Raw genomic sequence first — 21,056 nt, 5'->3', positions numbered from 1 at the left:
GGGCCCTCACCGGGCTCCCGCCGCCGCGATGCGGTCCGCCACCAGCAACGCCACCCACACCACCGCCGCGTCCACCAATGCCACTCCCTGCACCACCGGCACGTCCCGGGTCGCCACCGCCGTGGCCAGCAGCTGGCCGAAACCCGGGTACGCCAGCAGGGACTCCACCACCGTCGTGCCCGCCAGCAGCGCGCCCGCCAGGATTGCCGCTCCTTGGGCTGCCGGGCCCGCCAAATGCGGCAGCACGTGCCGGACCACCACCCGAACCGGCGGTACTCCGCGCAGCCGGGCGTCCACCACGAACGGGCGGCCCAGCACGTCCGCCGCCGGGCCGCGGACCGACCTGGCCAGCCAGGCCGCCGACGGCAGGGCCAGCGCCAGGATCGGCAGCACCAGTACCGCAGGCGCCTCCCACGCCGAACCGCCCACCGGGAGCAGCGACACCGCCGGCAACCAGCCCAGACCCGTGGCGAACACCAGGACCAGCCCGCTCACCAGCACCACCTCCGGTACCGACCCGAACGCCGCCACCGCCGCCGACGCCGTCGCGCGGCGGGCCACCAGTACCGCGCCCAGCACTCCGCACGTCACCGCCAGCAGCCAGGCCGGGACCACGATCAGCGCGCTCGCCCCGAGGCGCTCCGCCAGCAGCGGGCCGACCGGGCGACCGTCCACAAGGGACCGTCCGAAGTCGCCGTGCGCCAGCCCGGCCAGCCAGGATCCGAAGCGCTCCCACAGCGGCCGGTCCAGGCCGAGGTCCGCGCGCAGCTGTGCGACCCGGGCCGGGTCCGCCTGGTGGCCCGCCAGTACCTGCGCCGCGTCCTGGGGCAGCAACGCCGTGAGCAGGAAGACGCCGGTCAGCACCGCGGCCAGGGTGGCCGCGGCCCGGGTCAGCCCTGCAGCCACACGCCGTCCAGGAAGATGCGGGCGAAGCCCGTCCCGGACGGCAGGTTCCGCACCGGCGGCGCCGCCACCGTCAGCGACGCGCCGCTGCCCCACACCACCCAGCCGCCCTCGGCCGCCATGCGCTGCTGGATGCCGCGCAGCAGTCCCGCCCGCCGCGCCGGGTCCGTCGTCGCCATCGCCGTGGCGAAGTCGCGGTCCGTCGCGGGGTCCTTCCAGCCCGTTTCGTTGTAGCCGGCGGTGCTCAGCGCCGTCTGGCGAGCCCACACCGGGAACGGCAGGTCCGTCGTGTAGCCGACGCAGAACGGCTCCACCGTGTACACCTGCGTCCAGTACGTCTCGGGCGGGTGCTGGCGCACCTCGACCGTGATCCCCGCCTCCCGCAGCTGGCCGGCCACGGCGGTGGCCGTCGACACCATCCCCGGGTACGCGGTCGTGGTGTGCAGCACGACCGAGACGCCACCCGCGAGCGCTCGCGCCTTCGCGACGTCCCGCGCCGGAGCGGCGAGGTCACGCGGGTACGACGGGTCGGCCGGGCCCGGCGCGTCGTTGCCGACCGCGCCGTAGCCGAGCAGGACCGTGTCGACCAGCGCCTGCCGGTCGACCGCCAGCTTCACCGCCTGCCGCACCCGCGGCTGGTCGAACGGCGCCTTGTCGAGCCGCATCAGCAGCGGGTACGTGAGCGCGGCCGGCCGGGACGTCACGGCGAGCCGCCCGGTGCGCTCGGCCGCCTTCGCCGTGGCCGGGCTGACGTTCGCGGCGACGTCGATCACGCCCGACACCACCGCCACCGAGAGCGCTTGCGGGTCGGCGAACCCGCGGATCTCCAGCCCGTCGAGCGGCGGCCGCGGCCCCCACCAGCCGTCGTTGCGGACCAGCGCGATGCCCTGGGCGTCGGCCCGCGCGAGCTTGAACGGCCCGGACCCCACCGGGTTGTCGAACGTCTCGGTGCCCTCGGGGACGACGAACGTCACCCCGGCCAGCGTCCGCGGCAGCTCGGCGTCCGGCAGGCTCGTCACGAGTTCGAGCACGTTGCCGTCCGCTGTGGACCGTCCGATGTCGACGGTGCCGAGCCGCGCGCCGTTCGCCGCCGCCTTGCTCGCGATGCGGCGCAGCGAGTACAGCACGTCGCGGGCGCGGACCGGGCGGCCGTCGGTGAACACCGCGTCGGTGCGCAGCTCGAACCGCCAGCGGGTGGCGTCCGGCGACGAGCTCCACGCCGTCGCCAGCCGCGGCGCCACCGCGCCGTTCTCCCCCGGCACGCACAGCACGTCGTAGAGCGCGGCCATCCGTACCCAGTCGGACTCGTTGAACAGCGTGCCGTGCGGATCGGTGACCGCGGTGGCGCCGCCCGCGGCGACCGTGCCGTACCGCAGGGTGCCACCGCCCGCCGGCGCCCCGGCCTGCTTCCCGCACGCCGCCAGCGCGAACGCGCCGGTCAGCGCCAGCGCGGCCCGGCGCGAAAACTCCCGGCTCACGCGGCACCCCCGAACCCGGACCAGTCGCCGGCCAGCGACGCGGTGACCCGTTCCTGCCACGGCTCGTCGCGCAGCACCGGGTGGTCGGTCGCGACGCGGGTGTCCGGGACGCTCGTTTCGAGCAGCCGCGCGGAACCCCTCACCACCGTGTGGAAACTCGCCGATATCGTGCCGCCGGTGTCCTTTCCGGACAGGCCGAGCGCATCGAGCATGCTCAGCACCCGCAGGATGCCCGCCTGCGCGGTGAGCACGGCGGTGGCCGCGGCGCCGTCGGGCCGCGCGCGCACCGCCGTCGTGGCGATCCCGACGCCTGCCGACGCGAGCAGCGCGGCCTGCACGAGGTAGGGCTCCGGGGCCGAGCGGGCCTCGCCGTGCTGCTCGGCGAGGTGGCCGGCGAACGCGACGGCCGTCTGCGGGCACACGGTGCCGAGCGCCGCCAGCGCGCGGCCGGTCTGCTCCCAGTTCCCGCCGCGCCGCGGAGCGCCGTTGAGCGGGCTGCCGAGCAGGCGGTCGAACACCTCCTCCCGCGGCACGGCGGGGTCGGCCGCGTCCGCGACAATCCCGGCCGGGAGGAGGTTCTGGGTGTAGAGCCAGTTGGGCAGCAAGTCAGAGTCCTGTCTTCTCGAGCGCGGCGGAAATCCGGGCCGCGACGGTCGCCACGGCGGGGTCGTGCAGGATCGTGTAGTGGTGGGCGCCGACCTCCTCGACGGTCAGCTCGCCTTCGACGTACGGCCGCCAGCCGAGCGCCGGCTCGTCGAAGGAGTCGTCGACGCCCATGCCGATCCGGCTGTTGCGCGGGGACACCACGCCCGCGCGCAGGAGCAGCACGGGCACGGTCTCGTCCAGCGGGCCGGCGTGGTGGCCGGCGAGGGCCCGCAGGTGCCGGGCGAACACCGCGAACCGCCGTTCGCCGACGGTCAGCCCGTCGGCCTCGAGCCGCCGCCGCAGCGTGTCCGCGTCGAGCCCGTCGCCATAGTCGAAGCCGAGGAACGACTCGACCGAACGCAGGTAGCGCCGCCGGGTCTCCTCGTCGCTTTCCTCCGCGTCGAGGCCTTCGAGCGCGACGATGCGTTCCGGGCTGTTGGCGTCGATCATGAGCAGCAGCGCGACTTCCTCGCCGTCGGCCCGCAGCGCGCGGGCGAGCTCGTGGCTCACCGTCCCGCCCATCGACCACCCGCCGATCAGGTATGGACCGTGCGGCTGGTGGCGCCGGACGACCCGCCGGTAACGCCGCACCATTTCCGGGATGTCCGCCGGGCCCACGCCGTCCACCAGGCCGGGGTCGGTGAGCGCCACGACCGGGTTCGGCGCCTCGAGCCGCCGCGCCAGTTCGGTGTAGCAGAGGACGTCGCCGCCGGAAGGGTGCAGCAGGAACAGCGGCGTGCCGGTGCCCGGCTTGAGCGGGACGGCGACGGCGTCGTCGGCGCGCAGCACGCGGGCCAGCCCGGCGACGGTCGGGTCGGTGAGGAACTCCCGCGGCGGCACTGCCGGGCCGGGCAGCCGGCCGAGCATCCGGACCGCCAGCAGCGAGTCCCCGCCCAGGGCGAAGAAGTCGTCGGATCGATCCACTGAGGACAGTCCGAGGAGGTCGGTCCAGAGCCGGGCGATCGCCTGCTCGGTCTCCCCCGACGGCGTGCCGCCCTCGCGGCCGCCGCGGGTCTCGACGGCGGCCACCGCGGCAGCGCCGGACAGGCCGACGTGCTCGTCCCAGCCCCGGCCCGCGGCCAGGTCGCGCACCCGCGTCACGACGTCGTGGAACACCCGGTCCACCAGGTCGGCGCCGAAGAGGTCCTCCACCACGGCGACGTTGAGCACCAGTTCGCCGGCCAGCTCGAACACCCGCAGCTCGAAGTACACCTGCGGGGTCCGGATGTGCTGGACGTAGTCGGAGACGTCGATGCGGCCCAGCGGCCCGGCGGTCTCCGGGCGCTCCCCGCCGACGGCGGCGGCCATGCCGAGGGTGCTCTGGAAGACGAACGGCGCCACCGGCCGCGTGCTGCCGCGCCGCCGGGCGAGTTCGCGGGCCACCTCCACGCCGCTGACCAGGTTGTGCGCCAGCGACCGCGCGAGCTCGCCGTGCACGCCACGGGCCAGGCCGGTGAACGCGCCGCCGTCGCCGAGGTCGATGCCGAGCAGCGCGGTCGAGGAGAACGCGCCGATCGTGCGGTCGACGTCCGGGTGCAGCGGCAGCCGGTTGGCCTGCAGGCTGTTGAGCAGGAACCGGCTCTGCCCGGCGGCCTGCGCCAGCGCGACGGCGTAGGCCGCGAGCAGCACCGCCGTCGGCGTCAGCTCGCGCCGGGCGCACTCGGCGCGCAATGCTTCCCACTCGGGCAATCGCGCTTCGCGGGCGGCCATCAGGTGCGCCGAGACGGCCCGCGGTTCGGTGCGCAGCGGCACGTCTGGAGCGGCGGGCAGGGTGTGGAGGCGCTGCCACCACCAGTCGCGGTCGGCGGCCCATTCGTCGCCCGCGCGGATCTCGGCGAGCGCCGTCGCGTAGTCGCCGAAGTCGACGAGCAGCGGCGGCAGGACGGTGTTGGGCTCGGCGACGTAGGTCAGCAGCTCGCGTTCGAAGACCGCGGCCGACCAGCCGTCCATGACGAGCAGGCTGAACGAGGTGAACAGCCGTCCCCGGCGGCCGGGCAGCAGGACGAGGCACATCTGCAGGCCCGGCCCGGTCAGCGGGTCCGGCCCGTGGGTGCCCATCCGGTCGCGGACGGCGAGCAGTTCGCCTTCGGGACCGTCGCGGAGGTCGACGACGTCGAGGCGGATCTCGGCGTCCGGCTGGAGGCGCTGGGTGCCGTCGGGCAGGATCCGCGCCCGCAGCATCGGCTGGTGGGCGGTGACGCGCCGCAGGGCGTCGGCGAGCGCGGCGGGCGCGCGTTCGGCGTCCACTTCGGACAGAGCGACGTCGGTGCAGACGTGCGCGGAGTCGTAGGACAGCTCCCAGCCGCCCTGCTGGCCGACGAAGTAGGCCTGCTGGAGCGGGAGGAGCCCGAACGGTTCGGCCGCGTCCCGACGGCGTTGGACGCGGGTGGCGAGCGCGCGGGGCGCCGGACCGTCGGCCGCGCGGACCCGCACGACGGCGGCGAGTTCGGCGAGCGTGGCTTCGGCCCGGATCTCGGCGGGCGCGAGGACGACGGTGAGCCGCTGCCGGATGAAGGACGCCATCCGCACGGCGAGCAGCGAGTCGCCGCCCGCGGCGAGGAAGGAGGTCTCCGGGTCGATGGTGGCGGGGTCGAGATCGAGCAGCTCGCCCCAGATCCCGGCGAGGGCCTGCAGCACCGGATCGGCCTCGGTCTCGGCCGCCGAAGCGCCCCAATGTGGCGTTGGTTGCGTTGAACGCACCGAACGCCACATTGGGGCGCTGGGGGCGGCGGCCGGTAGCGGTCCCGGTTCGGCCGTGGCCCAGTCGGTCTCGGCCAGCTTCTCCAGCCACGCCACGTACGAGGCGAACGCGCGGTCCGCCTCGGCCGCGTCCAGAGACGTCTCCGCCACGTCCCACTGCAGGATCAGCTCGCCGTGCCGCTCGTAGGCCTGGTGGTCGAGCCACACCTGCGGTGTCTGGCTGACGCCGTGCACCACCGGGCCGAGCCACTCGGTGTCGTGCGGCTCGCCGCCCATCCGGTCCAGGCCGAGCATGCCGGTGAACACCACCGGGACGTTCCGCTGCCGCCCGGTGCGGCGGGCCTGCTCGGCCAGCACCTCCAGGCCCGAAAACGCGCTGTGGTCGAGGTCGTCGAACAGCCGGGCCTGCGCGGCGGCGGCGCGGGCGGCGAACCCGGACAGCCCGCGCCGGTCGGCTTCGAACAGCAGCAGCGACGAAAACTCGCCGACGACCCCGTCGAGGGCGGCCGGGCGGTCGAACACGGTGAGCGTCAGGCAGAAGTGGTCGCTGCCGGCCCACCCGGCGAGGACGTCGGAGTACGCCGCCAGCAGGACGGCCGTCGGCGTGACGCCCGCGGCCGCCGCACGGTCTCGGAGGCCCGCCCAGCGGTCCGCCGCGAGGATCGCGCGGCGGCGGCCGAACCGCGGCCGCTCGCCCGTGTCCCGGACCGGCAACGGCGGCGCCGGCGGAAGGTCGCGGGCCCGCCAGTACTCCGCGGCCCGGCGGTGCTCGGCACTGCCGCGCCGCTGTTCGAGGGCGGCCACGCACTCGGCGAACGTCGTGGCCGGCGTGGGCAGCTCGGCGTCCGGGTCGGCGTAGAGCGCCCGCAGTTCGCGGTCGACGATCAGGTAGCTCGCGGAGTCGCACACCAGCACGTCGACCGACAGCAGCACGCGCTGGTCCCCGCCGGGCAGCCGCGCGACGTGCGCCTCGACCAGCGGCCAGCGACCGGGGTCGGCCACTCGCCGCGAGAGCCGCTCGCGCAGCTCGGCCAGGCCGGCTTCGGTGACGTCGTGGACCGGCACGCGGTAAACCGGTACCTCCGGCAGCACCAGGTTCTCCCCGTCGGCGGTGACGACCGAGCGCAGCATCTCGTGCCGGGCGATGACGCGGTTCCAGGCGCGTTCGTAGCGCTCGACGTCGAGGCCGGGCGCCTGGTGTTCGAGGTAGAAGTGGCAGGCGACCTCGCCGAGCCCGTATTCCGCCGAGCGGCCGACCCAGTAGGCGTGCTGGACGCGGGTGAGCGGGAACGGCCCGCCGTCGACCGGCACGACCTCGCCCCGCCGCTCGGCGACCGCATCCCCGCCCCCGGCCGCGGCCACCAGTTCCGCCAGTCCCGCGACCGTCGGCCGGGCCAGCAGGTCACGCAGCCGCAGCGAGACTCCGTGGTCGTCGCGCAACCGGGCGAGCACCCGCGTCGCCAGCAGCGAATGGCCGCCCAGTGCGAAGAAGTCGTCCTCGCGGCCGGTCACCTCCTGCCCGAGCGCCTCGCTCCACACCTGGGCCACCAGGCGCTCGGCCGCGTTCGCCACCGCCGCCCCGCCTGCCGACGCGCGGATCGTCCGGCCGGCCAGCGCCCGCGACCGGCTGTTGAGCTCCGCCGGTGACACCGCGACCTGCGCCGGGGAGTCCACCGCCGCCAGGCGCAGCAGAGCCTCGAGCGCGTCCGCGCTGTCCAGCGCGTGGCGCATCGTCAGCTCCGCCGCCGATTCGCGTTCGGCCTCGGTGCCGAAGCGCCAGCGGTCCCAGTCCACCGCGAGCCACCTCGTCGCCGAGCCGTGCATCGCGTGGGCGAACCCGTCCACGAACCGGCTCGCCGCCACGTACGCGCCCAGGCCGAAGCCGCCGATCGTGCCCGCCGCCGAAGACATCAGCAGCACCGTCCGCACCGGCTTGCCCTCGACCGCCGACCGCAGGGCCAGCACGCCCGCGACCTTGGGCGCCAGTGACCGCAGTGCCGTCTCTTCGTCCACTTCGGACAGAGTGGCCAGCTCGACGACGACCGGGGCGTGCACGAGCAGGTCGATCCGGCCGTGCTCCTCGATCACCCGGTCCACCAGCGTGGCCACGGCGGCCGCGTCGGTGACGTCGACCGCCTCGACCTGCACCCCGGGTACCGGACGCGGGGTGCGTGACGCCAGCACGACGTGCGCCGGGCCGGCGTCCAGGAGCCGCCGGGCCAGCGCGCGGCCGACGTTGCCGAGCCCGCCCGTCACCACGACGACGGGTTCGGCCGGCAGGGACCCCGCCGGACCGGGCCGCCAGGGCTCCCACTGCCGCAGCCACCGCCGGCCGCCCCGCAGCGCCAGCTCCTGCGCGCTCTCCCCGGCGAGGAGGTCCGCGACCTCGGCGAGCACGGCCCGCGCGTCGGGCTCCGGCGTGACGTCCAGGGTGCGCCACCGGACGCCGGTTTCCTGGCCGAGCACCCGCGGCAGGCCGCGCACCCCGGCCGCGACCGGGTCGACGGCCTCGGTGCCGGTGACGGCCTCGCCGTGCACGGTCAGCTGCAGCACCGGCAGGTCACCGAGCTCCCGGTAGGCGACGACGACGCCGGCGAGCCGCCGCATCTCGTCGCCGGAGGCACCGGCGTCACCCCAAGGCGCCACCACCACGGCGACCGGCTCACCGTCACCCGAAGCGGCGCGCACCGCGTCGGCCCACGGTCCGTCGCCGACCACCCGCACGCTCGGCGTCGCCGCGGGCAGCGGCGCCAGCTGCCGCCAGACCGGCAGCTGCAGCGGCTCGCCGGGGCTCGCGAAGTCGGTCACGCGCGGCGCCGGGTCGACCCAGTACCGCTCGCGCTGGAACGCGTAACCCGGTAGCGGCACGCGACGGCGGCCCGGCCGGTGCGGGGCGGCCGGCGAGACGTCGGCGCCGAGGGCCCACAGGCGGCCGAGCGCGTCGAGGGCCGCGGCGCGGCCGTCGCCGTCTTCGTCCGGACGCGGAAACGTCGTGACCGACGGCCCGCGGCGCGCGGCCAGCGACGCGAGCATCCCGCCCGGCCCAACCTGCACGAGGACGGCGTCCTCGCCCAGCGCGGTCTCGAGCGCGTCGGCGAACCGGACGGTCCCGCGCAGGTGGCGCACCCAGTGCTCCGGGTCGGTGGGGTCGCTGCCGGGCAACGTCGTGATCAGCGGAAGCTCCGCGGGCCGCGGGGAAAGCCGGGCCGCCACCGCGCGCAACGCGGGCATGGCGGGTTCGACGAGCCGGGAGTGGGCGGCGACGTCGACGCCGACCCACCGCGCGCGCACGCCGTCGGCCGCCAGCTCGGCGTGCAGCCGCTCGACGTCGGCGCGGGCCCCGGACACCGCGCAGGCGTCCGCGGCGTTGACCGCGGCGAGATCCAGCCCCGGGTGCCGGGCGAGCAGGGCGAGCACCTCGGCCTCGCCGAGCGGGACGGCCAGCATGCCGCCGCCGTCGAGCCCGGTCATCAGCCGGGAGCGGGCGGCGACCAGCCGGGCGGCGTCCGCGGCCGTCAGCACCCCGGCGACGACCGCCGCGGCGTACTCGCCGACGCTGTGGCCCAGCACGGCGTCCGGCCGCACGCCCCAGCTGTCCAGCAGCCGCGCCATCGCGACGGACGCGGTGAACAGCGCGGGCAGCCCGACACCCGGGTCGCGGGCGGCGCCGCAGGCCGGGTCGAGCAGCACGGCCCGGACCTCGGCGGGGAAGAACGCGGCCAGCTCGTCGACCGCCTCGGCGAACACCGGTTCGTCGCGGTGGAGCCCGGCGGCCATGCCCGCGTATTGCGCGCCGCCGCCGGGGAAGCCGAACACGGTCCGCGGCGCGCGCGAGCCCGGCGTGGTCACCGGCGCGGCCCGCAGTGCCGCCGCGACGTCCTCGCCCGGCGCGACCGCGACCGCGGCCCGGACCGGGAACTCCTTGCGTCCCACGGCGAGGGTGTGGGCGACGTCGGCGAGGTCGCCGGAAAGCCCGTCGGCCAACGCCGACGCGGTCGCCCGGCAGGCGTCGGCGGTCGCCGCCGAGACGACGACCAGCTGCGCGCGCTCGTCCTGGGTGGACTCCACGGGTGCCGGCGCCTCGCCGAGGACGACGTGGCAGTTGGTCCCGCCGATGCCGAAGGAGCTGACCCCGGCCCGGCGCGGGCCGCCGGAGGTCCACGGCTCGGTCTCGGTGACGATCCGGAACGGCGAGCCGTCGAGCCCCAGCTCGGGGTTGACCGGCGTGGCGTGCAGCGACGCCGGGAGCGTGCGGTGGGCCAGTGCCAGGACGGTCTTGATCAGCCCGGCGACGCCGGCCGCGGAGTCGGCGTGCCCGATGCTGCCCTTCACCGAGCCGAGCCCGCACCACGGGTTTTCCGCCCGCCCGAACACCCGCCGCAGCGCCTGCACCTCGATCGGGTCGCCGAGCACGGTCCCCGTGCCATGTCCCTCCACATAGGACACTTCGGTGGGGTCGACACCCGCCACGGCAAGGGCTTCGGCGATCGCGCGGGCCTGCCCTTCCGCCGACGGCGCGGTGAACCCGGCCCGCCGGGCGCCGTCGTTCGCCACGGCGGAGCCCAGGAGCACGGCGTGCACGTGGTCGCCCGAGGCCAGCGCGTCCGCGAGCCGCCGCAGCACGACGACGCCGGCGCCCTGGGTGAACACGGTGCCCCGGGCGGCCGCGGAGTACGGCCGCGTGACGCCGTCGGCGGAGAACGGCCCGTCCGGCACGTGCAGGTAGCCGCGGCCCTGCGGCACGCGCAGCGAAACCCCGCCGGCCAGCGCGGTGTCGCACTCCCCGGCCAGCAGCGACTGCGCGGCGACGTGCACGGCGACCAGCGAGGTCGCGCACGTGGCGCCGACCGCGATCGCCGGGCCGGTGAACCCGAACCGGTGCGCGGTGCGCAGCGGCAGGTAGTCCGCGACGTTGCCGGTGTGCAGCTGCAGGCTGCCCGCCGGGTCGGCGCCGCCGAGCGGGTCGAACCGGTGCGCGAGGTTCGTCGCCAGGTAGGCCGAGAGCGCGGCGCCGGCGAAGGTGCCGACGACACCGGCGTCCCGGCCGCCGGCGTGCCCGGCGTGTTCCAGCGCGTGCCACGCCGTTTCCAGGAAGACGCGCTGCTGCGGGTCGAGCAGCTCGGCTTCGGCGCCGGACAGGCCGAACGGCGCCGGGTCGAACCGGTCCTGGTCGTCGATCAGGCCGCCGACCGGCACGTAGGCCGGGTTGCGCCGCAACGCCTCCGGCACCCCGCGCGCGGCGAGGTCCGCGTCGCCGAACCGGGTCAGCGCCGCGCGGCCCTCGGCGAGCAGCCGCCAGAAACCGTCCGCGTCGGGAGCACCGGGGTACCGGCAGGCGAATCCGACGACGGCGAGGGGATCACTCATCAACCATTCCTTGGCAACGAAGGGGAACCGTCAGACACGGCCGACGAACAGGTACTGCCCGATCCGGCCGAGCGGGTGGCCGGGCGGCGGCAGGCAGCCGGCACGGAAACCCGCCGCCTGCAAGGAGTCCAGCCACTCCTCGCGGCTGGGGAAGATGCGGTCGGTGCCCCGGCGGAAGTCGGCGAAGTCCGCGTCCGGGTCGGTGGCCGGCGGCGACATGAGGAACTGCATGGACGTCATCAGCTGGTGGTGCTCGACGGTGGTGTCGACGAAGACCAGCGCGCCGCCGGGCGCGATCAGCTTCCGCAGCCCGGCCAGTGCTTCGGTCGCGTGCCTGGCGTTGTGCAGCACGTTCGCCGCGAGCACGACGTCGAAGGACTCCGGGGCGTGGCCCTGGGCGGCGAAGTCGCCGTTGACGTCGAAGAGGCCGTAGCGGACCCAGTCGTAGGCGGCGAAGCGTTCCTTCGCCGAGGACAGGAAGAACCGCGAGACGTCGGTGAACAGGTAGTCCGGCCGATGGGCCGCGAGCGCGGGCAGCACCACCGCGCTCGTGCCCCCGACACCGGCGCCGATCTCCAGCACGCGCAGCCCCGGCCGCGCCAGCGACGCGACGACGTCGGCGGCCGCCGCGTTGGCGTACCGGCTGGCCACGTTGCGCTGGTAGACGTCGTCGGCGACGTCGAGGTCGGCGTCGGCGAACAGCAGGGCCTGCAGGGAGACCTCGTCGCGCAGCAGCTCCGGCAGGTAGGACACGCTGAGCTGGAAGAACCGGGCGAGGCCCGCCCCGTGCTCGAGCCCGCGCGCGGCGGTGTCCAGCTCGGCGCGGGCCCGCTCGACCTCGGCGGCGGTGACCGGGCGCCGCAGCCGGTACCGGCCGTCCTCGACCGTCGCGAGGTCCTGGGCCAGCAGTGCCCGCAGCCAGCGCCGGACGATCCGCCGGTGCCGCGGGGCGACCTTCGTGGCCGCGTAGACCTCGTCGAGGTCGTGGGCGCCGGTCAGGCCGTGGCGGCCCAGCGTGAACACGATCGCCAGCAGCGCCACCGCGTCGAGCCGGTCCACCAGGGCCGCCAGGCCGTCCAGATCGGCACCTGCGACGGCGCGTTCGCCCGCCGCGTGCCCGCTTCCCGAGATCACCCGGTCACCCTAGATGATAATGATTTTCATTTCAATGTACGGTCCGCGGAAGTCTCCCGGCGTTCGGCGGGGAGCCGGACGCGGATCCACGTGCCGCGCTCGCCCGGCCGGACCACGACCGTCCCGGCGCAGGCGGTGACCACCGAGTGCACGATGCTGAGCCCCAGGCCGGCGCCGCGGTCCCCCGGCCGCCGCTGCCGCGCCTCGTCGCAGCGGAAGAACCGCTCGAAGACCCGCAGCCGGTCCGCCTCGGCGATCCCCGGCCCGTCGTCGACGACGTCGAGCACGGCGTCCGTCCCCTCGGTGCGCAGCACGACCTCCGCGCGCGTCCCGGCCGGCGTGTGCCCGCCGACGTTGGCCAGCAGGCACGACACCGCCTCCCGCAGCCACGGCTCGGCGCCCGCCACCACGGGCGGCTCGCCCTCGCAGCGGTAGCGCACCGGGTGCCCGGGGTGGGCCGCCCGGCTCGCCTCGACCACCTCGCGGCACAGCGCGTCCAGCTCGACCGGGCCGGGGTGCTCGGGTCGGCCTTCGTCGATCCGCGCGAGCAGCAGCAGGTGGTCGGCCAGCGCAGTCAGCCGCCGCGCCTCCCGCTCGACCTCCCCCAGCGCGTGCTCGCGGGCGGCGCGGTCGGCCAGCACCCCCAGCCGCAGCAGCTGGGCGTAGCCGATGATCACCGTCAGCGGCGTCCGGAGCTCGTGGCCGGCGTCGGAGACGAACCGCCGCTGCCGATCGTCCGGTTCGGACGGTCGCGCGCCGGGTCCGGGCGGCGGCGACGCCCGCCGGAACAGCACGGCCGCGAACCCGGCGGCCAGCACGCACACCGCCGCGTCGACGGCGAGCAGCACGCCCGCCAGCCGCGCCGCGACGGCGATCTGCCCGCCCAGCGCCCGGGCCGTGATCACGAACGCGCCGCCGCCGACCCGGTCGACGACACCGTAGAAGCGGCCGAAGAACCGGTGCTCGCCGTCGGCGGCGGCCACCCGCAACGCCGCCGGGCCGGGCACCGGGAACCCGGCGGCGCGGACACCGAGCCGCTCGGCCACCGCCCCGTCGGGCCGCACGAGGAGGACGACAGCCTCGTCGTCGCCGCCGGCCGGGTCCGGGGCCGCTTCGCCGCCCCCGAGCCGGGCGACCTGGTACATCCGGCTCGCGTCGATCAGCTCGCGGTTGCGGATCTGCTGGTAGGCCACGAGCGTGCCGGCGACGAGGATGTTCACCGCGAGCACCGTGCCGAGCGCGACCAGTCCCGCGATGCCCACCAGGCGGCGGCGTCCGGTCATGCCGGGCCGGTCACCGCGGGTCCGGCACGGCCGCGAACTGCGCCCGGACCGTCCTCGCGTGCGCCGTCGTCATCGCGATCGCCAGCACCTGCAGGCCCGCCGGCTTCACCGGGTCGTACCCGGTCAGCTGCGCGATCCGCTTCAGCCGGTAGTCGAGGGTGCTGCGGTGCACGATCAGCTCCGCGGCCGCGCGGGTGCGGTTGCCGTCGGCCCGGACGAACGCCCGCAGGGTGCCGGCGAGCCCGGGCCCCGCGAGCACCGGCTCGATCAGCCGGCGCAGCTCCGCCTCGATCGCCGGATGGCGGAGAGCCGCGTACTCGACCGCGAAGTCCTCCAGCCGGTGGACCCCGGCGGGGGCGCCCGAACCCGCCGCCAGCGCCACGACGTCGGCGGCGGTGGCCGCGGCCGCCGGGACCTCGGCCGTCCGCGCCCAGTACGGCGCCACCCACGCCGCCGGGAGCGCGGCCCGCAGCCCGGCCGCGAGTTCGGGGCCCCGGCCCGGGCCGGCCTCCGGCACGAGCAGGAAGCCCGCGCACCCCCGCGTCAGCGCCACCCCGCCCAGTGCGGGCAGCCGGTCGAGGACACCGTGGCCGCAGCGCACGGCGAGCACCTGGTAGGAGGCCGCCGCGCCCGGCACCCGCTGCCCGGACAGCAGGGCCGCGGCGAGCCGTTCGCCGTCGAGCGGAGCCGCCGCCCGCGACCGGGCGTGCCGGTGGAACCCGCCGGCCAGGCCGCGGGTCACCGCGTGCCCGACCCGCACGACGTCCTTGAGCCGGCCGGCGGACGCCGGCTCCGCCCCGGCCGCGCGTTCGACGGCCCATGCGGTCAGCCGGCCGACGAGCACGAGCAGCGGGTCCGGCCGCACGCCCGCCGCGGCCAGCGCGCTGCCGGCCCGGATCGTCTCCTCGGCCTCGCGGGCCGACGTCCACGCGCGCCGGTCACCCGAAACGAGGGCGGCGACCGTGGCACCCAGCAGCCGGCGCACGACGGCCCGCGTCTCCCGGGGCTGTTCCTCGAGCACGGCCACGACCTCCGCCCGCAGCTCGGCCGGGAGCCCCGCGACCGCCGGGAAGGCCGTCCGCGCCCCGGAGGTGCCTTCGGGCCGGACGGCCGCCTCGGCGCGGATCGACGTGCTGGTCATGCTGCTGCCTTTCTTCACGAGCCGAAATCCACTCCACGTTATCGGTTCGACACCGCCTGTTCATTGCGCGGACACCGGAACATTCTTCGACGAAATCGAACAGCCGGAATCCGCCGGAGCCGCGTTCGCCGGACGGCTGTCCGCGTACTGCCGAACGAAATGTCCGGTACGCGCGGTTGCCGGGCGACGGCCGCGCGGCCGTCGCCCCGGCGTTCGCCGACAGATCCCCTGTACCACGCCCACTTCGAAATGGTTCAATTGACCAACCGCCCGTACACCGGTGAATCAGGGCACACTTCTTGCCCGTAAGCCCATCCATTTCCTGCAGCAGCGGGGCGCTTACGCAAATCGCTGAAACCTTTCCCGATGGCTCTGATTACCCCGCCGTTCGGCCCCCGCTAGATTCGGCACACCCATCCGCGAATCCACAGGTCAGAACCGGGGGTCATGCCATGACCACAACGCTGCGCCCCGAGCCGGGCCCCGTTGCCACGACCGATCTCGCCGCCACCCTCTGGGCGGATGTCGCGCCGATCCTGCGCGACGTGCCGGAACCGCTCGACGCGGCCCTGCACTCGCTGCTGCGGTCCGTCATCCCGCTCATGGCTTCGGCCGCGGACGGGGACGACCGGTGGTCGGAGGAAACGGCCACCCGGATCCGCGCGCACGTGGCGAAGATCGCCGACGCCACCACCGACGTCACCCCGATCGTCGGGATGGTCAGCGAACTGACCTCCCGGGTGCTCCACGTCGTGATGTCCGGGACCGGCACGCGCCCGGCCGCGTCGCCGCGGACGGTGTCGGCCGCCGGCAGCAGGCTCGTCGCCGAGCTGCTCGCCGGCGCCCACCACACCACCGCGCGCAAGCACCGCGGCACCCTCGCCAAGGGCCGGTCGCAGCGCGCGCAGGAGCTGCTCCGCGGCATCCGGACCGAAGCCGGCGACGACTACGACCTCGCCCCGGCCTACGCGGTGGTCGCCGTGCACTGCGGCGAGCCGCTCGACACGGCCGTGCTGACCGGCACGTTCGACCAGGTCGCCCCGGACGGCGCGCTGACCGCGCTCGGCCCGGCGGGCGGCTTCGTGCTGCTGCCGGCCGGCGACGAGGCCCGCGCGGCGCAGCTGGCCCGGCGCGCGCACGCCGCGCTGCCCGGCCGGGTGTGGATGGCGGTGTCGTGGCGCCCGCGCGGCGAAGTCGTCTGGGGCCGCCAGGAAGCGGGCAAGGTGCTGTCCCTCGCCAGGGCCGCCGACCACCAGCCCGGGGTCTACCTGCTGGCGGACCTGCTCGTCGAGTTCGCGGTGGCCCGCGAACCGACGGTCAGCGACAACCTGGTGCGGATCATCGAGCCGCTGCTGCAGCACCCCGCCCTGCTCGAGACGCTCAAGGTGCTGGTGGCGACCGACGGCAACCGCAGCCAGGCCGCGGAACGGCTCATCATCCACCGCAGCACGCTCGACTACCGCATCCAGCGCATCGAGCAGCTGACCGGCCTGCACCCCGGCAGTGTCCGCGGGATCAACGTCCTCAGCGCGGCACTGACCGCGCAGGCGGTCGCGGCCCAGACCGACCGGCCGGGCGCCCCGAAACCCCGGGCCGGCGGCAATTCATGAGCAACATTCGGCTTGCCCTTCCGGCCTGCCCGCCGCGCAATTTCCCGAACACTTCTCACGTTTCGTGCGACCCCCGCGGCCGGAGATGAACTCCCGATTCGGCGCGGGTTTCCGCGAGCACGGCCGAAAGAGGTGACCCCGATGCCCGGATGGTCCCCGGAACCGGCGATGCCCGCCGCACCGCGCGGCCGGTTGCTGGTGGCCGACGACGAGGTGAGCATCGCCGCGATCCTGTTCACCACGTTCCAGTTCCTCGGCTACGACGTCGTCACGGCCTGCACCGGCCGGGAGGCGCTCCGGGCCGCGGCCGCCGCCGCGCCGGACGTCGTGCTGCTCGACGTGATGCTGCCCGACTTCGACGGGTTCGAGGTCTACCGGCGGCTGCGCGCCGCCGACGTCACAGCGCCGGTCATGTTCCTCAGCGCCCGCCAGTCCACCGACGACAAGGTGCACGGGCTCACCCTCGGCGGCGACGACTACGTCGCCAAGCCGTTCGACATCAAGGAACTGGTCGCCCGGGTGGAGGTCCTGCTGCGCCGCGGCACGCACCCGGCGCCGTCCTGCGCGCGGCTGCAGGTCGGCCGGCTCGAGCTCGACCGCGCCACGCGCGAGGTGTGGAAGGACGGCGTGCCGGTCCAGCTGTCGGCCACGGAGTTCGACGTGCTGTGCCACCTCATGGCGAACCCCGGCAAGCCGGTGTCCAAAGCGGACATGCTGGCCGCGGTGTGGGGCCACGGCGCGCACGGCGACTTCGGGGTCGTCGAAACCTACGTGTACTACCTGCGGCGCAAGCTCGGCCAGGAGCTGATCCGCACGGTACGCAACTTCGGCTACCTGATCAGCACCTGAACCCCGGGAACGAAGACGGGCCCGGCGTCACACACCGGGCCCGTCGGTTCGTGCCGGTACCGGTCAGAACCGGCCGTCGCGCAGGGCCACGAGCTGGTCGCCCGACAGCACGGACGCCTGCCCCGGGGCGGCCGGGGCGTCGCCCTCGGCGAACGAGCCGCCGTTGTGGTGGGCCCGGTAGTAGTCGACCCCCTTCTGCACGGCCCAGTTGGCGATGAAGGCGGCACCCGCGCCGTTGAAGGCGGCCCAGAAGCAGGACACCGGCGCGGCGCCGACCACCATCTCCAGCGGCTGGAGGGAGGCACCGACGTTGACGAAGGACTCGACCGAATTCATTGCGTTCTCCACATTGTTCGATGATTGACAATCAGCTCGAAATCACGGGGGCTCACCCCGCGTCTCGTTCCCGCCCGGGAACGGTCAGAACCGCGCGGCGAGAAGTCCCAGCAGCTCGTCGCCCGACATTTCGCCGGCCGGGACATGACCGTCACCGACGGCCTCGAAGTGGCCGCCGCCGTGGCGCGCGACGTACCAGTCGACCGCCTTGTCGAAGGCGTAGTTCACGCCGATGCCGACGAAGGCGCCGGCGAAGACGGCGGGCGTGCAGACGACCGCCATCGTCGGGGTCAGCACCTCCAGCGGCTCGGGCGAGCCGCCGGAGTTGGCGAAGGACTCGATCTGGGACATTCGATTCACCTTACGTTCTGCCGAAGGGGGCCATTGTTCGGGAAAGCAGCGAGCTCCTCGCCTGCCCGACAACTCCGACACTATCCCGCCGGAGGGATAGGTCACATCCACCGGAATGCCTATTCACGCCTTTCGACATTCCGAACAACCGGCAACCGATTTGCCGAAAAGCATGAATCGAGGCGCCGATTTCGGTGTTCCGCGGAAGAACATCCGCACATCGCGGAGTGGTTCACCCGGACGGGCGAACGTCTACACTGGACACACTTGTCCTGGACGGAAAGGCCCGCCGTGACGACTGCCGAGCGGCCACCGCGGTCACTGCGCACCAAGCTGCTGGTGACGGTACTGGCCGCGACTTCGATCGGGCTGGCCGCCGCGCTGGTGATCACGATCGTCGGCGTGCACTCGTTCATGCGGTCGCGCCTGGAGCGGCAGGTGACCGACTACCTGACCGGGCTCTCCGACTACCTCGCGATCCCGCCCGAAGCCCGCCGGCTGGCCCCGCGCCCGGCCCAGCGCGGCGTGTGCGCGGCCATGATCATTTCGTCGTCCGGGCAGCTCGACCAGTACTGGGGCGCCCACCCGGCCAAGGTACCCGCCCCGCCGGTCGACCTCCTGCGGTCCATGGCCGCCGACCACGCCATCGTCGCCCTGCCCGGCTCGACGTACCTCGGGGTGGCCCGGCAGCTGCCGGACGGCAGCTACGTGGTCGGCGCGGTGTCCACTGAGGACTACGACCAGATCGCGCGCCGGATCGTGTTCGCCGGCTGCCTGGTCGCGCTGCTCGTGCTGACCGTGCTCGCCCTCGTCCTGCTCCAGTTGAGCAAGAGGTGGCTGCGGCCACTGGAGTCCGTCGTCGGCACGGCCCGGTCGATCGCCGACGGAGACCTGTCGCAACGCGTCGAGGTCGCGGGCTCGACGTACGAGACCCACAGCCTCACCCGGTCGTTCAACACGATGGTGTCCCGGCTGCAGGACTCGTTCGACCGGCGCCGGGACGCCGAGCTGCGGCTGCGCCGGTTCGTCGCGGCGGCCGGGCACGAGCTGCGCACGCCGTTGTCGGCGATTTCCGGCTACGCGCAGCTGGCCCAGCTCGGCGCGCTCGACGAGCCGGCGGAGTTCCACGCCGCGATGCGCCGCGTGGGCGGCGAAACGAAGCGGATGACGGCGCTCATCGACGAGCTGCTGCTGCTCGCCGAACTCGACCGCGGCCGCCCGTCCGAAGCGGAGCCGGTCGACCTCGGCCCGCTGTGCATCGACGCGGTGCACGACGCCCAGGCGGCCGCCCCGGAGTGGGAGCTGCGGCACGACATCGACCCCCGCCGCGAGTACCCGGTCGTCGGCGACGCGTTCCGCCTGCGCCAGACGGTGACCAACCTGCTCGCCAACATCAGGGCCCACACGCCCAAGGGCACCAAGGCGCAGGTGTGGCTGTCGACCACGGGCACGGAGCACGTGATCGACATCCTCGACGACGGCCCCGGCATCGACCCCGCCCTGCACGAGCGGGTCTTCGAGCCGTTCTTCCGCGCGGGTCCCCAGCGCACGCCGGGCAGCGGCCTCGGCCTGAGCATCGTGGCCGAGCTGGTGCACCACCACGACGGCACGATCCGCGTGCTGCCCACCGACACGGGCTGCTGGATCCGGGTCAGCCTCCCGGCCATGACGATGACCGAGCTCCCCGCCGCCGCCGGCGCGCCCGGCGGCGGCGCCGATCCCGCAGGCTAGGTCACCTTCTGCCGTGGCCGCTGGTCGCGGCAGACCAGGTAACCGGGCCGGCCGTTGCGGGTCAGGAAGCCGTCCGGAGCTGGGTCAGCAGGCGGGTCAGCTGCTCGCCCAGCCGGCGCGTGGCGGCGAAGTGCGCGGCGGCGAGGGGGTCCGGCAGCACTTCGCGGGCCGGCAGGCGGACGCCCGGGCGGTCGCACAGGCACCCCAGGAGCCCCAGCCCGCGCCAGGCCATGAGGGCCGCGCCCACCGCCGGGGCCTCGTCCGTCCCGACGACCTCCAATGGCACGTCGAGCGCGGCCGCCAGCAGGGAGGCCCACAACGGTGACCGCAGGGCCGAGCCGGCCGCGCGCACCCGGGTGATGGCCCCGAACGCGGCGCGCACCGTGGCCAGCTCGCGGGCGACCCCCTCCGCCATCGCGCGGGTCATCGCCGCCCTGCCGTGCTCGACCCGCAGGCCGACCAGGGCCGCCTGGAAGTCCGGGTTGCCCCACGACGTCGCGTCGGCGGCCGGCTGGGGGATGCCGATCAGGCCCTCCGCGCCGATCGGCACCTGCTCGGCTTCGGCCAGCAGGACATCGATGTCAACGCCGCCGAAGGACTCCGCCGCCCAGCGCGCGACCGCGTCCCCGTTGCTGAACGTGCCCCGCGAAATCCACAGCCCGTCGGCGAACGCGTGGCACGACACCAGGTCCGACTCCGGCACCACCGGGCCGTCCTCGAGCACGCACAGGTCCGCCGTCGCGCCCATCGACAGCGCGGCGCACCCGCGGTCCATCGCCCCGACGCCGAACTGGGTGGTCGCCGCCCCGGACGCGCCGACGACCACCGGTGTGCCGGGCGGCAGGCCGAGCAGCTCGCCCGCCGCGGCCGTCAGCCGCAGCACCGTGGTGGCCTCCACCAGGTCCGGCAGCTGCTCGCGGTGCACGCCCGCGACGTCGAGCGCCGGCTGCGCCCAGTCCAGGGTGGCCGACTCGACCCACCCGGCGGCCGACGACGTCGAAACGTCGGTCACCAGCCGTCCGGTGAGGCGGGACAGCAGAAAGCCCTTCAGCCCGGTCCAGTGCGCCGCGTGCCCGAACAGCCCGGGGTCGTGCCCGGCGAACCAGGCCAGCTTGGCCACCGGGGACGCCGGGGTCAGCGGCACCCCGGTCAGGCGGTGCAGGGCACTCCCCTGTTCGGCGACGAGCCGGCGGATGGTGCCGACCGAACGGCCGTCGGTGGCGGTGAGCGCCGGCGTGAGCGGCAGGTACCCGGCGTCCAGGGCCAGCAGGCTGGGCAGGCGGGACGTCAGCGACAGCCCGCGCACGCGGTTGCCGAAGACCTCGCAGACCCCGGCCGCCTCCCGGACCGCCGAGGCGAGCGTGTCCAGCACCAGCCACGGGTCCTGCGCCGGGTCGACCGGGTGGTGCGTCGTGCGCGGCAGCGGCCACGCGACGGTCTCCCGCAGGTCCAGGTCCTCGCCGAGGACGGCGACGGTGATCACCGCCGCCCCGATCTCGACCCCCAGGACCACGTCCGGCCGCGTCAT

General features: G+C 75.1%; 13 protein-coding genes. 3 read left to right on the top strand and 10 right to left on the bottom strand.

The window, feature by feature from the left end:
- Positions 1 to 6: 6 nt before the first annotated feature.
- From BLW76_RS50440 to BLW76_RS19745, 7 genes are read right to left on the bottom strand one after another with little or no spacing between them, the layout of a single operon-like run.
- A complete protein-coding gene (locus BLW76_RS50440; RefSeq protein ID WP_167384658.1) occupies positions 7 to 906 on the bottom strand; it encodes an ABC transporter permease in 900 nt (299 codons plus the stop codon).
- Positions 891 to 2,381, bottom strand: coding sequence for an ABC transporter substrate-binding protein (locus BLW76_RS19770; RefSeq protein ID WP_091309528.1), 1,491 nt, complete (start codon positions 2,379 to 2,381; stop codon positions 891 to 893). Before BLW76_RS19770 ends, BLW76_RS50440 begins: the two co-directional genes overlap by 16 nt.
- Complete coding sequence (locus BLW76_RS19765) at positions 2,378 to 2,986, bottom strand: hypothetical protein (RefSeq protein ID WP_091309527.1); 609 nt, start codon at positions 2,984 to 2,986, stop codon at positions 2,378 to 2,380. Before BLW76_RS19765 ends, BLW76_RS19770 begins: the two co-directional genes overlap by 4 nt.
- 1 nt (position 2,987) lies before the next feature.
- A complete protein-coding gene (locus BLW76_RS19760) occupies positions 2,988 to 11,093 on the bottom strand; it encodes a type I polyketide synthase (protein ID WP_091309524.1) in 8,106 nt (2,701 codons plus the stop codon).
- A 30-nt stretch (positions 11,094 to 11,123) separates the two neighbouring features.
- A complete protein-coding gene (locus tag BLW76_RS19755) occupies positions 11,124 to 12,227 on the bottom strand; it encodes a class I SAM-dependent methyltransferase (RefSeq protein WP_091309522.1) in 1,104 nt (367 codons plus the stop codon).
- A gap of 26 nt (positions 12,228 to 12,253) precedes the next feature.
- Positions 12,254 to 13,510: a sensor histidine kinase gene (locus tag BLW76_RS19750; protein ID WP_091309520.1), complete on the bottom strand. Its 1,257-nt coding sequence runs from the start codon at positions 13,508 to 13,510 to the stop codon at positions 12,254 to 12,256.
- A gap of 10 nt (positions 13,511 to 13,520) precedes the next feature.
- Positions 13,521 to 14,651, bottom strand: a complete 1,131-nt coding sequence (locus BLW76_RS19745) for a helix-turn-helix domain-containing protein (protein WP_143060648.1) — start codon at positions 14,649 to 14,651, stop codon at positions 13,521 to 13,523.
- A 452-nt stretch (positions 14,652 to 15,103) separates the two neighbouring features.
- Between BLW76_RS19745 and BLW76_RS19740 the strand changes: the two genes are divergently transcribed.
- Complete coding sequence (locus BLW76_RS19740) at positions 15,104 to 16,261, top strand: PucR family transcriptional regulator (protein WP_091309516.1); 1,158 nt, start codon at positions 15,104 to 15,106, stop codon at positions 16,259 to 16,261.
- 141 nt (positions 16,262 to 16,402) lie between these two features.
- The gene (locus tag BLW76_RS19735; protein WP_244170217.1) at positions 16,403 to 17,110 is read left to right on the top strand and encodes a response regulator transcription factor; all 708 of its coding nucleotides are present in this window, start codon (positions 16,403 to 16,405) and stop codon (positions 17,108 to 17,110) included.
- 63 nt (positions 17,111 to 17,173) lie between these two features.
- Here the strand turns inward: BLW76_RS19735 and BLW76_RS19730 are convergent, their stop codons facing one another.
- Both BLW76_RS19730 and BLW76_RS19725 read right to left on the bottom strand, forming a co-directional pair.
- Complete coding sequence (locus BLW76_RS19730; RefSeq protein WP_091309510.1) at positions 17,174 to 17,446, bottom strand: hypothetical protein; 273 nt, start codon at positions 17,444 to 17,446, stop codon at positions 17,174 to 17,176.
- Positions 17,447 to 17,530: 84 nt separating this feature from the next.
- The gene (locus tag BLW76_RS19725) at positions 17,531 to 17,797 is read right to left on the bottom strand and encodes a hypothetical protein (RefSeq protein ID WP_091309507.1); all 267 of its coding nucleotides are present in this window, start codon (positions 17,795 to 17,797) and stop codon (positions 17,531 to 17,533) included.
- A gap of 291 nt (positions 17,798 to 18,088) precedes the next feature.
- Here BLW76_RS19725 and BLW76_RS19720 point away from each other — a divergent pair, with 291 nt between their 5' ends.
- Positions 18,089 to 19,528, top strand: coding sequence for a sensor histidine kinase (locus tag BLW76_RS19720; RefSeq protein ID WP_091309506.1), 1,440 nt, complete (start codon positions 18,089 to 18,091; stop codon positions 19,526 to 19,528).
- A gap of 61 nt (positions 19,529 to 19,589) precedes the next feature.
- On the opposite strand, the gene BLW76_RS19715 is transcribed toward BLW76_RS19720, so the two are convergent.
- The gene (locus tag BLW76_RS19715) at positions 19,590 to 21,056 is read right to left on the bottom strand and encodes an FGGY family carbohydrate kinase (protein WP_091309503.1); all 1,467 of its coding nucleotides are present in this window, start codon (positions 21,054 to 21,056) and stop codon (positions 19,590 to 19,592) included.

The organism is Amycolatopsis tolypomycina, from assembly GCF_900105945.1.
Taxonomy (GTDB): domain Bacteria; phylum Actinomycetota; class Actinomycetes; order Mycobacteriales; family Pseudonocardiaceae; genus Amycolatopsis; species Amycolatopsis tolypomycina.
This window is presented reverse-complemented; position numbering and strand designations above follow the sequence as displayed.